The 15104-nt window shown below is 40.3% G+C and carries 15 protein-coding genes; 6 read left to right on the top strand and 9 right to left on the bottom strand.

The genetic code is table 11. The features are described 5' to 3' along the window. Positions 1-168: 168 nt before the first annotated feature. The 8 genes from glmS to MKL33_RS16575 form a co-directional block, all read right to left on the bottom strand. Positions 169-2007, bottom strand: coding sequence for a glutamine--fructose-6-phosphate transaminase (isomerizing) (gene glmS / locus MKL33_RS16610; RefSeq protein ID WP_270907366.1), 1839 nt, complete (start codon positions 2005-2007; stop codon positions 169-171). Positions 2008-2019: 12 nt separating this feature from the next. Next, on the bottom strand, positions 2020-3384 hold the full coding sequence (glmU, locus tag MKL33_RS16605) for a bifunctional UDP-N-acetylglucosamine diphosphorylase/glucosamine-1-phosphate N-acetyltransferase GlmU (protein ID WP_032005035.1): 1365 nt from the start codon (positions 3382-3384) through the stop codon (positions 2020-2022). Positions 3385-3392: 8 nt separating this feature from the next. Continuing rightward, entirely contained in the window at positions 3393-3926 is a 534-nt protein-coding gene (locus MKL33_RS16600; RefSeq protein ID WP_069036308.1) for a phosphatidylglycerophosphatase A family protein, read from the bottom strand. After that, positions 3904-4821 carry a thiamine-phosphate kinase gene (gene thiL / locus MKL33_RS16595; protein WP_069036307.1) on the bottom strand — a complete coding sequence of 306 codons (918 nt, stop codon included), beginning with the start codon at positions 4819-4821 and terminating at the stop codon, positions 3904-3906. The genes MKL33_RS16600 and thiL overlap by 23 nt, the downstream gene beginning before the upstream one ends. Positions 4822-4837: 16 nt before the next feature. Then, the gene (gene nusB, locus MKL33_RS16590) at positions 4838-5287 is read right to left on the bottom strand and encodes a transcription antitermination factor NusB (RefSeq protein ID WP_002119137.1); all 450 of its coding nucleotides are present in this window, start codon (positions 5285-5287) and stop codon (positions 4838-4840) included. Between the two features lie 3 nt (positions 5288-5290). Beyond that, positions 5291-5761 carry a 6,7-dimethyl-8-ribityllumazine synthase gene (gene ribH / locus MKL33_RS16585; protein ID WP_002119264.1) on the bottom strand — a complete coding sequence of 157 codons (471 nt, stop codon included), beginning with the start codon at positions 5759-5761 and terminating at the stop codon, positions 5291-5293. An 11-nt stretch (positions 5762-5772) separates the two neighbouring features. After that, positions 5773-6894, bottom strand: coding sequence for a bifunctional 3,4-dihydroxy-2-butanone-4-phosphate synthase/GTP cyclohydrolase II (gene ribBA, locus MKL33_RS16580; protein WP_002119278.1), 1122 nt, complete (start codon positions 6892-6894; stop codon positions 5773-5775). Between the two features lie 239 nt (positions 6895-7133). Further along, positions 7134-8441, bottom strand: coding sequence for a hypothetical protein (locus MKL33_RS16575; protein ID WP_014207968.1), 1308 nt, complete (start codon positions 8439-8441; stop codon positions 7134-7136). 59 nt (positions 8442-8500) lie between these two features. Here MKL33_RS16575 and serB point away from each other — a divergent pair, with 59 nt between their 5' ends. From serB to MKL33_RS16560, 3 genes are all read left to right on the top strand, one after another. Then, the gene (serB, locus tag MKL33_RS16570; RefSeq protein ID WP_032005030.1) at positions 8501-9724 is read left to right on the top strand and encodes a phosphoserine phosphatase SerB; all 1224 of its coding nucleotides are present in this window, start codon (positions 8501-8503) and stop codon (positions 9722-9724) included. Between the two features lie 409 nt (positions 9725-10133). Then, complete coding sequence (aciT, locus tag MKL33_RS16565) at positions 10134-10469, top strand: ciprofloxacin tolerance protein AciT (RefSeq protein WP_002119105.1); 336 nt, start codon at positions 10134-10136, stop codon at positions 10467-10469. A 251-nt stretch (positions 10470-10720) separates the two neighbouring features. Next, positions 10721-11200, top strand: coding sequence for a hypothetical protein (locus tag MKL33_RS16560; RefSeq protein ID WP_002119134.1), 480 nt, complete (start codon positions 10721-10723; stop codon positions 11198-11200). Between the two features lie 44 nt (positions 11201-11244). Here the strand turns inward: MKL33_RS16560 and dtd are convergent, their stop codons facing one another. Further along, on the bottom strand, positions 11245-11688 hold the full coding sequence (gene dtd / locus MKL33_RS16555; RefSeq protein ID WP_032023101.1) for a D-aminoacyl-tRNA deacylase: 444 nt from the start codon (positions 11686-11688) through the stop codon (positions 11245-11247). A 168-nt stretch (positions 11689-11856) separates the two neighbouring features. On the opposite strand from dtd, the gene pncB reads away from it, so the two are divergent. The 3 genes from pncB to asd all read left to right on the top strand — a co-directional run bounded on the left by pncB (position 11857) and on the right by asd (position 14916). Then, entirely contained in the window at positions 11857-13071 is a 1215-nt protein-coding gene (gene pncB, locus MKL33_RS16550) for a nicotinate phosphoribosyltransferase (protein WP_005078724.1), read from the top strand. A gap of 148 nt (positions 13072-13219) precedes the next feature. Further along, the gene (locus MKL33_RS16545; protein ID WP_270907365.1) at positions 13220-14068 is read left to right on the top strand and encodes a sulfurtransferase; all 849 of its coding nucleotides are present in this window, start codon (positions 13220-13222) and stop codon (positions 14066-14068) included. After that, positions 14065-14916: an archaetidylserine decarboxylase gene (gene asd, locus MKL33_RS16540; RefSeq protein ID WP_014207963.1), complete on the top strand. Its 852-nt coding sequence runs from the start codon at positions 14065-14067 to the stop codon at positions 14914-14916. The genes MKL33_RS16545 and asd overlap by 4 nt, the downstream gene beginning before the upstream one ends. Positions 14917-15104: the final 188 nt, after the last annotated feature.

Below are 15104 nucleotides of genomic sequence, written 5' to 3'. Positions count from 1 at the left end.
TCAGGGGCCTAGGAGAGTTCTCTACTATCAAACTAGATTTTCTTTCGTGGAAAAGCCTCTGTGTAGCGGTATGAAGGCAATAAAAAAGCCCGCTATGCACTTACACATATCGGGCTTAATCAATCAATTATTAAAGCAGGTGATGCTTTAATAATGATATTTTTTGAATTACTCTACAGTTACTGACTTCGCCAAGTTACGTGGCTGGTCAACGTCTGTACCACGTAATACAGCAACGTGATAAGACAACAACTGAACTGGTACGCTATAAACGATTGGAGCTAACCATTCGTTTACTGCTGGAATATGTACAACGTGTTGACGGTCTTTTTCATTGATTCCGCTATTTTCATCAGCGAAAACGAATAATTCACCACCACGTGCCTGTACTTCTTCCATATTTGATTTGAGCTTATCAAGCATTTCATCATTTGGAGCAAGAATGACGATCGGCATTTCATTATCAACAAGTGCTAATGGACCGTGTTTTAACTCACCAGCTGCATAGCCTTCCGCATGAATATATGAAATTTCTTTTAGCTTTAATGCGCCTTCCAATGCGATTGGATAATTCGTACCACGGCCTAAGAATAAGCAGTGATTTTTTTCAACGAATAATTCAGACAAACGCAAAATTTCTGGATCATGTTTAAGCGTATCAAGAATAACTTTCGGGCTGTGCCATAACTCACGTGTAATTTCTTCAAGAATAGCAGGGCTAATACGTTGTTTAACTTGACCAATTTTCAAGATTAACAACATAAGCGCAGCAAGCTGAGTCGTAAACGCTTTAGTTGAAGCAACACCAATTTCAGGACCAGCAAGCGTCAATAAGTGATGATCAGTTTCACGAACCATTGAAGACGTAGCAACGTTACAAATAGTCAAAGTCTGAATATCGATATTGTTTGCTTTCGCACGCTTTTGAGTTTCACGTAGTGCAGCTAAAGTATCAGCAGTTTCACCTGACTGTGAAATACAAATATAAAGTGTATTTTCAACAATTACAGGAGTGCGATAGCGGAATTCACTTGCGATTTCAACTTGGCAAGGTACGCCAATCAGTTGTTCAAACCAATATTTCGCAATCATTCCTGAGTGGTAACTTGTACCACAAGCAATGATTTGTACGCTTTGAATTTTGTTGAAATCTGCATCAGCATTTTTCAAGAAATCATCACGTAAGCTATTGCCATCAAGCGCTTGAGAAATCGTTTGCTTGATTGCTTCTGGCTGCTCATAAATTTCTTTGAGCATGTAGTGCTTGTATTCACCTTTTGATGCACTGCTTACGGTTGCATCAAGCTCTCTTACTGGACGTTCAACGCGTTCGCCATTTGCAAATACTTCAATTGAAGTACGGGTAAGACGTGCAATATCACCTTCTTCAAGGTACATAAAGCGGTTAGTCACTGGTAAAAGAGCAAGTTGGTCTGAACTAATAAAGTTTTCACCAATACCTACACCAATCACGAGCGGTGAACCTTCACGTACAGTAATAAGTTCATCTGAGTAATCGCTATGGATAATACCTAGCGCGTAAGCACCTTTAAGCTGAGGTACAACAGTTTCAACAGCATCTAAAAGGCTATCTGTGCTTTTTAGAGCTTCAGCAACTAAGTGTGCAACAACTTCTGTATCTGTTTGAGAAGTAAAAACGTAACCTAAAGCTTGAAGGTCGTCTTTTAATTCTTGGTAGTTTTCAATGATACCGTTATGTACAACAGCAACCTTACCAGACATATGCGGGTGAGCATTATTTTCAGTGGGTTTACCGTGTGTTGCCCAACGGGTATGTGCAATCCCGATAGCCCCTGTAAGCTGGTGTTCAGCAACTGCATCGGCAAGATTAATAACTTTACCTACACGACGCTCACGTAAAATTTGTTGGTTATTCAGTAAAGCAACACCCGCAGAATCATAACCGCGGTATTCAAGACGTTTTAAACCTTCAATTAAAATCTCGGTTACACAACGTTCTGCAACGCCTCCGACGATACCACACATACTTCAATCCTCTTATTTTTTAACCTTTTGGGGACGTTGATAATTTGCTTTTGAAATTTGTTGCGCACGTTCAAAGGAGAGACTTTGTTCGGCTACATCTTTCGTAATCACAGAACCCGCACCAACTGTTGCGCCATTCCCAATGGTCACCGGAGCAACCAGCGAGCTATTAGAACCGATAAAAACGGCATCGCCAATAGTGGTTTTGTGTTTATTTGCACCGTCGTAATTACAAGTAATCGTACCTGCCCCAATATTCGATTCAGCACCGATTTCTGCATCACCTAAATAGGTGAAATGGTTAGCTTTACTACCCAATCCAATCGTTGTATTTTTAACTTCAACAAAGTTGCCGATATGTACTTCATTTGCCAATTTAGCGCCTGGGCGTAAGCGTGCAAATGGTCCAATTTGAGCATTTTCACCAACTACTGCACCATCAAAAACGCTATAGGCTTGAACTTTAGTGCCTGCCGCAATTTTGGTGTTCTTTAAAATACAACCAGCGCCGATTTCTACAAAATCGCCAAGTTCACAGTCACCTTCAATAATCACATTTACGTCAATACGAACGTCATGTCCAACTTTCACAGAACCGCGTAAGTCAAAGCGTGCAGGGTCTGCAAAAGTTACGCCTTGTTGCATAAGCTCTTTTGCTTGTTGTTGCTGGAACTCACGTTCAAGTGCAGCAAGTTGTAAGCGGTCATTGACGCCTTCAACTTCAAAAGCGAGTTCTGGTTGAATAGATGCGATTTCTAGGCCATCTGCAACAGCCATTGCTACGATATCAGTTAGATAATATTCGCCTTGCGCATTTTCATTTGAAAGTTTAGGCAACCACTCATGAAGTTTTGCGTTGCTAACACAGTAAATACCTGTGTTGATTTCTTGAATCTGACGCTGAGCTTCTGTTGCATCTTTATGCTCAACAATCGCTTGAATCTTACCTTCTTGACGAACGATACGACCATAACCTGTTGGGTTGTCGACATGTAAAGTAATCATGCCAATGCCCGTTTTACTTGAAACTTCAACAAGTTGCTCTAGCGTTGTTTGACGTACTAAAGGTACATCACCATAAAGAATTAATGAAATACCGTCTTTAGGAAGTACGGGTAAAGTCATTTGTACCGCATGACCTGTACCTAGTTGTTCTGCTTGTTCAACCCATTGAATCTTTTCTTGTGCAAAAGTTTGTTTGACGTGGTCACCACCATGCCCATAAATCGTAATAATATTTTCTGCGTGTATTTTTTTTGCTGTTTGAATGACATGTCCTAGTAGCGGGCGACCAGCTAAAGGTTGCAATACTTTAGGTAGTTGTGAACGCATTCGCGTTCCTTTGCCTGCAGCAAGGATAATGACGGTAGTTGACATGAGTAAACCTACTTAAATGGCGTTACGCCCCAGAAAGTAATAAATATGATGATACAGAGTGCCGCCCAAAGCCCTGCAATGATGTCGTCTAGCATGATCCCGAAACCACCAGCAACTTTCTGGTCGGCAACACGGATTGGCCAAGGTTTCCAAACATCAAATAGGCGGAATAAGCAAAAACCAATTAGTGCCGATTGTAACGACATTATATTAAAAAATATTAAAGGCAGAAGAGTAATTGATTGTCCTGCAAATTCATCCCAAACAATTCGACCATCATCATGAACATCAAGGACTTTTGCAGTTTGACCACAAATATAAATTCCCACCAATGACATGATGAGGATAGCGATCAAGCTTAATTTAAAGCCAAGCGATAACCAGATTGGAATGAAGAGTAGGGCAAAGGCAGAGCCAAAAGTACCGGGAGCTTTAGGTGCGAGACCAGATCCGAAACCAACTCCACAGAAAACGATGCAGCGGTTGAACCAAGACATGTCCTTAAAATGAATCGGTGGCTTATGCAAAGTGTTGGTATCCATGAATTTGCAATGGGTAATCTGAACCCAAGTGCTCAAAAGTTAGTTGTGTTTGCTCAACGATCTCTCCGATCATTGTAATCTTAATGTCTAGTTGTTTTTGCAAAAGTTTTTCATAATTTTGCGGTGTTATTGTAAAACATAACTCGTAATCATCACCACCAGCTAAAGCATATTGCCAGCGCTGTTGTTCTGGTAGTGCTTGTAGTGTTGAATCAATCGGTAACTTTTCTAAAAGTAATCGGGCACCGACCTTTGAAGCTTTTAAAATGTGACCTAAATCTTGGGCTAATCCATCAGAAATATCAATCATACTAGATGCTAATCCCTTCAGCTGTTGTCCAAGCTGACAACGTGGTGTCGGATAGTCTAGTCTTTTTTGTAATGGATGACCTAGGTGCTGTAAACCATACGCGGCATCACCAACTTGTCCGCTCACACAGACATAGTCACCGACTTTGGCACCTGAACGTAACACGGCTTGTCCGGTTTCAACCCAGCCCATGGCTGTGACAGTAATGGTGAGGTGAGGGCCTTGGGTCGTGTCTCCACCAATGAGAGCAACGCCAAATTGATTACAGCAGTCATAAATTCCCTGACTGAATCCTTCAAGCCATTCATGATCAATTGTAGGTAGGCTGAGCGCAAGTAAAATACTATGCGGTTTTGCCCCCATGGCAGCAATATCTGAAAGATTGACAGCTACGCTTTTCCAGCCAATCGCATGGGCAGAAGTATCAAGAGGAAAATGACGTCCAGCAACGAGTGTATCTGCACAGATCACCAATTGTTGGTTTACGGGAGGGGTAATTAAGGCTGAGTCATCTCCAATACCTAAGGTGACATCTGTATAAGATTGTCTGTTAAAGTACTGGTCAATAATAGAAAACTCAGCCATATCAACTTCAAACCTATTAGTTTGCTTGTTGTTTTTCAGCACTACGTAGTGTTGAACTTAAACGATCTAGAACGCCATTAATATATTTATGGCTATCTGCTCCACCAAAGTGTTTAGCGAGTTCAATAGCTTCATCTAGAACGACACGATAAGGTACTTCTAAATGATCACGTAACTCGTAAGCACCCAAGCGTAATGTTGCTAGCTCTACACCATCAAGTGCACTAAGTTCACGGTCAAGAACCGGAATAAGTAATGCATCAAGATCTTCGTGCTGTGCAATCACTTGTGTTAGAAGTTCGTGATAGTAGTTTAAGTCTACCTTGTGCATTGCATTTTCAGCACGGGTGCGTGCTTCGATTTCATGTACAGGGTTGTGACTCATTTGCCACTCATAAATACCTTGTACAGCAAAACGACGTGCTTTACGTTTTGCTGCATAAGCGGCTTGCAGTGTTTGAGACATGCTTTAAATTGCCTTTAATAAATTAACCATTTCAATAGCAGTCAATGCAGCTTCGCTACCTTTGTTTCCTGCTTTTGTACCTGAACGTTCGATGGCTTGCTCGATGCTATCAGTAGTTAATACACCATTGATGACAGGCAAGCTGCTTTCTAACGCCACTACACCTAAACCTTTTGCACATTCACCAGCAACGAAGTCAAAGTGTGGTGTGCTACCACGAATCACTGCGCCAAGTGCGATGATTGCATCAAACTGGTTTGATGTAGCTAATTTTTTAGCAACAATCGGGAGTTCCCATGCGCCAGGAGCGTGAATAACAGTAATGTTATCTTCATTTACACCGTGACGTTTTAATGTGTCGATTGCACCATCCAATAAGTGTTCAACAACAAAGCTGTTGAAACGACCCACTAAAATCGCATAACGACCTTCGCTTGCGAGATGTAATAAACCTTCAATACGGCGAATTGCCATAGCAACCTCGATTATTTCGTTGTGATTTGATCAGCAGTGACATATTCCACTACTTCTAAATTAAAGCCAGATAAAGCATTGAAACGTAATGGTGAGCTAAGAAGCTTCATTTTTTCAACACCTAAATCACGCAAAATTTGAGCACCGACACCAATAGTTTGATATTGATGTGAAAGTGCTGCATTGGATTTCACCGGTTTTGGCTTATTTAAATCATCCAACGCTGGTCCCAAGTCTTGCAAATGATCTTGACCGATCCAGACTAAAACACCGCGATCACTCGCTGCAATCGTCTGTAGGGCACGGTCTAAGTTCCACGCAGGTTCACCATCAGCTTTATTTAGCTTAAGCAAATCGCGAATTGGACTAAAACCATGCACACGTACTGTTGTAACACCTTCTTTTGGCTCGCCTTTAACTAAAGCCAAATGAATGTCCGGGTTACCAATCTCACGATAACGATAAAGTTCAAATGAACCATATTCTGTTTGAATGGTTTTTTGATCCAGACGTTCAACCGTTTGCTCATTGGTCATGCGGTAGTGAATCAAGTCCGCAATTGTACCAATTTTTAAGCCATGCTTCTCAGCAAAAATTTCTAAATCTGCACGGCGTGCCATTGTGCCATCTTCATTAATGATTTCACAAATGACAGAAGCTGGTTCAAGGCCTGCTAAACGTGCTAAATCACAACCTGCTTCGGTATGGCCTGCACGATGTAAAACACCACCTGGCTGTGCCATTAACGGGAAAATATGACCCGGCTGTACGATATCAGTTGGTTTTGCATGCGCTGCGACAGCAGCTTGAATTGTATGTGCACGCTCTGCTGCTGAAATACCGGTGGTAATACCTTCAGCGGCTTCGATTGATAAGGTAAAGTTTGTACTGTGCTGAGCACCGTTTTGGTCAACCATCAACGGAAGGTTTAACTGTTTACAGCGCTCACGGCTTAGCGTTAGGCAAACTAGACCACGTGCATGGGTAATCATGAAGTTAATATCTTCAGGACGAACATGCGTTGCTGCAATGACAAGATCACCTTCATTTTCGCGATCTTCGTCATCCATCAAGATAACCATTTTGCCTGCACGAATATCGGCGACAAGATCTTCAACACGACTCAGCGGCATTCGCTTTCACCTTTTTTTGTCGTAAGACAATTTCTATTTAATAAATTTTGCATAGTTTACGCTGTTTAGAGAATTTTGCCTATGATTCTGATTTATCCAAATTTGTGACATCTAAGAATAGATCGAGATTTATTTATACAAATAAATCATAAGAAAAAGGAGTAGTTTTAAATAAAAGCTATGAATTTAAATAAAAAAACCTAGCCAAAAGGCTAGGTTCTGATGCGCGTAGTTACTTTTTATGAAGCTGCACTACTTGGACTATCATTTTGTGGGATTGATTTTTTCCCCATTAAAATTTCAGTGCGGATATTTTGAGCAAGTTCAGCACATTCTGCATTCATACCATTGATCATAAAGGCATGACGTGTCATCACATTGCTTGGGTTTGGCATTGCAACAAGTTGGTAGCTGTCTTGAATTGCTTTGAGCTGTTCATTCTCAAGATATAAAGCAGATTCTTTAGCGTGAAGATGCTGTGCTAAACGTTGAGCAGCTTCTTTTGCATCGATTTGCATAGCTTCTACAGCATTACATGTTGCACTACGAGTTTGCAGCGCAAAGCGTTTATCTTCACGATAACGTTTATATAAAACATCTGAAAGTAGTTGGAATACGGTTCCAATCATAAGCAGACATTCTACGGCATGCGTATGAGAAGTTGAAATCGCAAGTGTCGCGCCTTCGGCATTAAACTCATCTACTACTTCAATATCTGTGAGCTTCAATTGATAATGCTTAACGCATAACTCAATACTCTTGTTTAAAAAGAGCTGGCAGAGTTTGAAATAAGGAACAGATACCGATTGGTTAACACTGCTTAATAACTGTTTAGGGTCATAAAACTGAATATTGAGTGCCAACGTATGTTGGTCAGCTGAATCTGAAGTTTTCTCGGCTTGTTGGCGAGCTGCTGGTTTTGCTTTAGCTTGTTGCTGAGCTTGTGCAACCAAGGTTACCGTATTTTGTTTTTCTAGAGCCAATGCTTGAGTTAACTGCTGAATTTCATGCTTCAAGCGGTTTTCTTCATTAATGCGTGCCAAATATTCGCTTCGTGTTGGACGAGCAATCGCGCGATAGGCAAGCCATAATAAAACATGCAAAAACAGAGAAGCTAAAATTGCAAGCCATTGAGTACGAAGAATTTCTCCAATACTTGGCTGAATCAACGTAACTTCGATAGATCCGACTTTCTTTTCATTTTGAAGGGCATCACGAGCAAAAATTTCGCCTTGGCGGGTTTTTGAAATTCCGCTTGTTGCTAGAACCTGTTTGTTCGCATCAAGAATGCGAATAGACGCAACACTTGGATTGGTCGCATAGCGATTGGCAATCAGAGCTAAAGACACCGTATTAGCAGGTTCAAGCTCAGATAAGCTGTCTGCAACGAGCTGACTGGTCATGAGCTGACCTTGACTCGCACGGTTTTCATTAAGCTGGTGTGTCGTTGCAATGACCAATAAAAAGGTATGCAATGCAAAACTAACGATCAGTAGGCTAGCAAATAGCCCTTGTCTAGGCGCAATCAAGTTAAACTTCCAAGGCAATTATATTGAAATTCGATTATGATTCTTACAATAGTTGTCACTCAGACTAGAGTCAATTCATGCGAGAAATCATTCTTATATCCTTTTTAGGACCGGACCAACCAAACCAGTTTACCCGATTAATGCAAGTACTATCCGTACATTCATTGCAAATACTGGATGTAGGTCAGGCTGTTATTCATAATCAACTTACATTAGGCATTGTGGTCGCTTCTAATAATGAAACTGCGACCGCATTGGCAATGAAAGAGATTTTGATTTTAGCACATGATATTGGCTTAACAGTGCGCTTTAAACCAATCACGGGCGCAGAATACGATCAATGGGTAAGTGAAGGCGGCCGTACTCGTTATATCGTCACGGCTTTAGCCCCAGAACTCACTGCTGCACACTTACAAGCAGTTACAAAAATTGTGTCTAGCCAAGGCTTTAACATCGAAACAGTAACCCGTTTATCAGGTCGTGTAGACTTCGAAAGAGATAGCGCATTCCCACGTCGTGCCTGTGTACAGTTTGGTTTAAGCAGCGGCCCAACTTTAGATGCACAAGCCATGCGTGCTGCTTGTTTACTTCTTTCAAGCGAATTAAATATTGATGTTGCTGTTCAAGAAGACAACGCTTATCGCCGTAACCGTCGTTTGGTGTGTTTCGATATGGACTCAACATTAATTGAACAAGAAGTGATTGATGAGTTAGCGATTGAAGCAGGGGTAGGCGCACAAGTTGCTGAAATTACTGAAAGAGCAATGCAAGGTGAGCTTGATTTCCAGCAAAGTTTCCGTGCACGTGTTGCATTATTGAAAGGACTTGATGCTGCTGTTTTACCTAAAATTGCAGAGCGTTTAACCATTACCGAAGGTGCAGAACGTCTTATCTCGACCTTAAAGGCACTTGGCTATAAAACGGCAATTTTATCTGGTGGATTCCAGTATTTTGCTGAATATTTACAAGGCAAACTCGGTATTGATGAAGTTCACGCTAACATTTTAGATGTGCAAGACGGTTTCGTAACAGGCGAAGTGAAAGGTGCGATTGTAGATGGCGCCCGTAAAGCTGAGCTATTACGCGAACTTGCAAATAAGATGGGTATTTCTCTAGAGCAAGCGATGGCAGTAGGCGATGGTGCAAACGATTTACCGATGCTTGCGATTGCAGGTTTAGGTGTTGCCTATCGTGCAAAACCATTAGTACGCCAAAACGCAAATCAAGCGATTTCAAGTGTTGGTTTAGATGGTGTGCTTTATTTACTCGGTATGCATGATAAAGATTTAAATCGTGCTTAACCTATAAGGATAAGCTTTAAGCGCTACTTCAGAGTAGCGCTTTTTTTATGCAGAATAGTCATAAAAACAAGCAAGTTATGACAAAATTTTGCACAGAAAAAAGGCAATAAAAAAATCTGAAAAAAACTTATTTTGGTCCTTAAAAACGGCATATTTTTTTGTAATGACACGCCAGAATTGATGCCATATAGGGAATCGAACTTTTTGAATTTTACAAAAATGTAATGACAAAAGAATGTTGCGACAAAGTATGTCGCATTAAGAAAAAACGGGTCTTTTTTTCTAAAAAAAAACATCCATAATGCATCCTAAGCTTCAACACAAATCATGAATTAAAGTTGTTTTTGGAATGAGGTCGGGTATTAAAGACCGAATGTTTTTAGACGTTTTCATTAAGACGGAGGTTTCTATGGTAACAGCGAATTTTGCCGCTATCGCCGGATTCAGCTTAATTGCTGTCGCGCTTGTTGCTGTGTTCTTTTCTCCTTACCGTCGTTGGCTTGGTTTTATGCTTGCAGGGATGTTCTTTTGGGGGCTATTGGAAGTGGTCCGTTTTGGAGTTCAAGTCACTTTTGAAATGCCAGTCACATATAGTTATTTAACTGCATTAAGTCTAGCGATGGTAATGGTTACATTTATTTTGTTACGTGAGGATAAACAAGCACAAAAGGCATTGGCAAATCGCCAATATATAGAACACACGCCAGTATATGAAGATGATCAGCAGCAATGTTCTAGCCGATAATTAAATTGTTATCTAACGGTAAAAAGGTATGCACAGCATGCCTTTTTCATTTACGAAACGTGATTTTTATTATACAAAGCATTTATTAAAAAATAGCCAGTTATGCTACGATAGATGCGTCTGTTGACGTTTCATCTAGATTGCGTTGCCAGCTAAAAAATATCAATTGATGCATAAAACACAGGCAATGGTATGTCCTTGCTAAGTTTTGCTCTAAAGTTTTCATAAAAATACAATAGGCGTGAATGTTCATGAAACTTTCTTCCATACCTGTAGTCAAGTTACCTCTTGTTGATGTCAGTACAGACCCATTAGATTTGTTGGTAGCAGGTTTAGTGCTGCGTATGAAGCAGTTGGCGCGTACTAGCCCTAAGTTTATTGAACTGATTCATGACCGCGCATTCCGTATTCAGATCGGTACAGATTTAGGTGTTGCACGTCAGATCATTATTAATAATGGTCAGATTGATACCGTTGCAGGCGCACCTGAAAAAGCTGATTTTATTTTGCAATTTGCAGACAGTGAGCAAGGTGTAAAAACTTTGATCAAAGGTGACCCAACAGCATTTATGACGGGTATGCAAGATGGCAGCATTAAAATGGAAGGTGACTTCAGCCTACTGGTATGGTTTAACCAAGTCGCTAAGCTCATTCCACCTAAGTTACCAAAACCAGTAAAAGATAAAGTACGTCAGGCACGTGCTTTCATTAAAGAGAAAACTGGACGTTAATATACAGATATAAAAAAACTCCCGTTTTGGGAGTTTTTTTATGTCTATGCTTCGACTTCCAAATTAAAAGTTACTGGCCCATCATTAATGAGGTGTACTTTCATATCCGCAGCAAAAATTCCGGTTTGAACGTTTTCAAATTGAGAATGTGTATATTCAACCAATTGTTCGTATAACGCTTTTGCATCGCTAGGTGGCATTGCCGGGCCAAAGTCTGGACGCAAACCTTTTTGTGTTTGTGCCATCAAGGTAAATTGTGACACAAGCAAGATTCCACCATTTGCTTGAGATACATTCCAACCCATTTTGCCTTGCTCATCATCAAAAATTCGATATTTCAAAATTTTATCAATAAGCTTTTGGCCAATAGCCAAAGTATCATCTCTGCCAATGCCTAAAAACACCAGTAGGCCGTGTTGGATTTCGCCTGTAGTTTCACCGTCTACAACCACTTTGGCTTCAAGAACTCGTTGTATTAAAGCGCGCATAGTTAAAGCAAATTTCTATAATTAATTGAATTAACGTAGTTTAGCAGAATTTAAATTAAATGATTTTTAAAAGGAAATTTCATGGAACTGCAACAATGGTATAAAACCTCGTAATTCATCCATAAAAGTATGCTTTAATGCTAAGAAGCAAGCGAATAATCATTGACTATGTCTCCAATTATCCATTCTTTACTAGATACAGACTTGTACAAATTTACGATGCTACAAGTGGTTCTACATAAATTCCCGCAAACACATAGTGTCTATCATTTTCGTTGCAGAAACTTAGAAGATACAGTCTATCCATTAGTGGATATTTTGGATGACTTAAACGAGCAACTCGACCATTTATGTAATCTCAAATATAAAGAAGACGAGCTACAATATTTAAGAAAATTACGATTTATTAAAAGCGACTTTGTCGATTACTTAGAATTATTCCAACTCAAACGTCGTTTTATTCAGGCTAGTATTGATGCAGAAGGCCGATTAGATATTCATATTGAAGGACCGATGGTTCAGGCGATGATGTTCGAGATTTTTGTCCTAGCCATTGTAAACGAGTTGTATTTTAGCCGTATCAAAACAGATCAAGTTTGGGCCGAAGGCGAACGCCGTTTACAAGCAAAGCTCGATTTGATTCAGCAATATGAAAAATCTCAACAGCCAAACGATCCACCGTTTTTAGTTTCTGATTTCGGTACACGTCGTCGTTATAGCTTTGCTTGGCAAAAACATGTCGTAGCGGCATTTCATAAAACTGTACCAAATGTGTTCCGGGGTACAAGTAATGTGTTGCTGGCTAAAGAGCTTAACATTACACCGATCGGGACCATGGCACATGAATTCCTACAAGCGTTTCAGGCACTTGATGTACGTTTGCGTGATTTCCAAAAAGCTGCTTTAGAGACGTGGGTACAAGAGTACCGTGGAGATTTAGGAATTGCCCTAACCGATGTGGTAGGGATGGACGCTTTCTTACGCGACTTTGACCTGTATTTTGCCAAACTATTTGATGGTTTACGTCATGACAGTGGCGACCCGTATGAATGGGGTGATAAGGCGTATGCACATTACCGTAAATTAAAAATTGATACCAAAACCAAAATGCTGACCTTTAGCGATGGCCTTAATTTGCCAAAGGCATGGGAGTTGCATCAATACTTTAAAGATCGTTTTCAGGTGAGTTTCGGTATTGGTACTAACCTAACCAACGATATGGGGCAAAAGCCACTGAATATTGTGTTGAAACTGGTTGAATGTAATGGTCAGTCAGTTGCGAAGATCTCTGATAGTCCGGGTAAAACCATGACTGACAACGATACTTTCTTGGCCTATTTGCGTCAGGTTTTTGAAATCGAAGAACTTGAAGAAGTGGTTTAAGTAAAAAGTGGTCTCGCTATTTTTTATTTTTAAAAGTGAGAATGCTGATATCTGATTTTCTGCTAAAGCGTAGCAGAAAATCAGAGTTTGTTAGATATATGCTTATGCTAAGATTGAAAATAAGCTGGTATAAAAAGAAACCATGACGATGACACTCCCTGATTTTAAACTCGATTTATTAATAGAAGCAGAAGAATTAGTGCCTTATTTAGGCAATGAATATATTCGCATTATAGATTTGAGCCGTGCATCGGTTTATGAACAACTCCATATTCCACATGCCATTCATTTACAGCCTAAATGGTTAGTGGCTCAACAAGAAGAAGCCACTGGTATTTTGCCAGATGAAGCGGGTTTGCAAGCACTTATTGAAAAATTGAATATTTCACCTAATCATCATGTTGTAGTTTATGACGATGAAGGTGGAGCATGGGCTGGGCGTTTAATCTGGAATTTGCATTGCCTAGGATTTACCCGTACCAGTTTAATTAACGGCGGTATCCATGCATGGTTAGGTGCAGGCTTACCTACTACAGCAGAAGTCGAAAAAGTTTCTCCTGTTACAGACTTAATTCAAATTGATTTATCACATGCCGCTCAGTTCCGTGTGAACTATGAAGAGCTACGCAAACAAGTTGAGCAAGAAAGTGTGCAACTGTGGGATTGCCGGACGAGTGATGAATATAGTGGTGTCCGTTTAGCAGCGCGACGCGGCGGTCACATTCCAAATGCCCTCCATTTTGAATGGAGTACTGCACTTAATCGTCAAAATCATCTAAAATTGCATCCGCTTGAACGCACGCGGCAGCGCCTTGAACAACTTGGGTTCGATTTACAACAACCTGTAGTTGTGTACTGCCAGTCACATCACCGTTCCGGTTTGGCCTATATTCTGGCTAGACTCTTGGGCTGGGAAGCAAAAGCCTATGATGGTGCGTGGAGTGAATGGGGCAATCGCCTCGATAGTCCTATTATTACTGGAGAATCACCGTCGTGAGTTTCACATCTCGATTAAAAAAAGAATTATTTATTAAGGCACAAAACCTTGTACCACAGCATCAATTGAGCCGTGTGGTAGGTAAAGTTGCTGCGAGTGAAAATCCAGTTGTGAAAAACGCTGTTATTCATGCGTTTAAAGCTAAATATGGGATTGATTTATCGATTGCTGAACAAGGCAATGCTCTGAAATATAAATCTTTTAATGACTTTTTTACCCGTGCATTAAAAGAAGGTGTACGTCTGATTGATGAAAATGCAGATAGCATCGTGTCCCCAGCAGATGGCGCAATTTCCCAAATTGGTAAGATCACTGCGGGTGAAGTATTTCAAGCAAAAGGTCAAAGTTTCTCTGTAGAGAAATTAATTGGCGATCCACAACTTGCTCAACCATTCCAAGACGGTGAGTTCGCGACGGTTTATTTATCACCGCGTGATTACCATCGTGTTCATATGCCGTTTGCAGGGACATTAACAGAAACGTTATACGTGCCAGGCGAGCTATTTTCAGTAAATCAGGTCACTGCTGAAAATGTACCGGGATTATTTGCTCGTAATGAACGCATGGTGTGTTTGTTTGATACTGAACTTGGTCGTATGGCTGTTGTTCTAGTAGGTGCGATGATTGTTGCTGGTATTGAAACTGTGGCAACAGGCAAGGTAAAACCTTCAGGCCGTATTGAATTGCAACATCATCAGTTAAAGCTAGAGAAAGGTGCTGAGCTGGGACGTTTTTATTTAGGTTCTACAGCCGTTATTTTATTTGAAAAAGATAAGATCGAATGGGAACAACGTTTTAAAGCTGAGTCTGTGGTTGTAATGGGCGAGCGCATGGGACATACAGTTTAGTAAGCGATATAATCCCTATAAAACAAGTAAACCCTGAGTTTAATTATTCAGGGTTTATTTTTTGATTTAAATTATATAAAAGCAAAATATATAACTATGTCTGGATTTATATTATATGGAAATATAATTATTATTAAGTGATCTGAAATAGGACGTTATATTAACTAGCCTATAAATATGTGTCTAAA

Source organism: Acinetobacter sp. AOR43_HL (assembly GCF_027854635.1).
In the GTDB taxonomy this organism is placed as follows: domain Bacteria; phylum Pseudomonadota; class Gammaproteobacteria; order Pseudomonadales; family Moraxellaceae; genus Acinetobacter; species Acinetobacter pittii.
The sequence above is the reverse complement of the archived record's forward strand: the minus strand, read 5'-3'. Positions and strand labels throughout refer to the sequence as shown.

What these genes read in the sequence shown, in the direction of transcription:
- glmS (WP_270907366.1), bottom strand. Translation starts at nt 2,007, where the DNA reads ATGTGTGGTATCGTCGGAGGCGTTGCAGAACGTTGTGTAACCGAGATT.
- glmU (WP_032005035.1), bottom strand. Translation starts at nt 3,384, where the DNA reads ATGTCAACTACCGTCATTATCCTTGCTGCAGGCAAAGGAACGCGAATG.
- MKL33_RS16600 (WP_069036308.1), bottom strand. Translation starts at nt 3,926, where the DNA reads ATGGATACCAACACTTTGCATAAGCCACCGATTCATTTTAAGGACATG.
- thiL (WP_069036307.1), bottom strand. Translation starts at nt 4,821, where the DNA reads ATGGCTGAGTTTTCTATTATTGACCAGTACTTTAACAGACAATCTTAT.
- nusB (WP_002119137.1), bottom strand. Translation starts at nt 5,287, where the DNA reads ATGTCTCAAACACTGCAAGCCGCTTATGCAGCAAAACGTAAAGCACGT.
- ribH (WP_002119264.1), bottom strand. Translation starts at nt 5,761, where the DNA reads ATGGCAATTCGCCGTATTGAAGGTTTATTACATCTCGCAAGCGAAGGT.
- ribBA (WP_002119278.1), bottom strand. Translation starts at nt 6,894, where the DNA reads ATGCCGCTGAGTCGTGTTGAAGATCTTGTCGCCGATATTCGTGCAGGC.
- serB (WP_032005030.1), top strand. Translation starts at nt 8,501, where the DNA reads ATGCGAGAAATCATTCTTATATCCTTTTTAGGACCGGACCAACCAAAC.
- aciT (WP_002119105.1), top strand. Translation starts at nt 10,134, where the DNA reads ATGGTAACAGCGAATTTTGCCGCTATCGCCGGATTCAGCTTAATTGCT.
- MKL33_RS16560 (WP_002119134.1), top strand. Translation starts at nt 10,721, where the DNA reads ATGAAACTTTCTTCCATACCTGTAGTCAAGTTACCTCTTGTTGATGTC.
- dtd (WP_032023101.1), bottom strand. Translation starts at nt 11,688, where the DNA reads ATGCGCGCTTTAATACAACGAGTTCTTGAAGCCAAAGTGGTTGTAGAC.
- pncB (WP_005078724.1), top strand. Translation starts at nt 11,857, where the DNA reads ATGTCTCCAATTATCCATTCTTTACTAGATACAGACTTGTACAAATTT.
- MKL33_RS16545 (WP_270907365.1), top strand. Translation starts at nt 13,220, where the DNA reads ATGACACTCCCTGATTTTAAACTCGATTTATTAATAGAAGCAGAAGAA.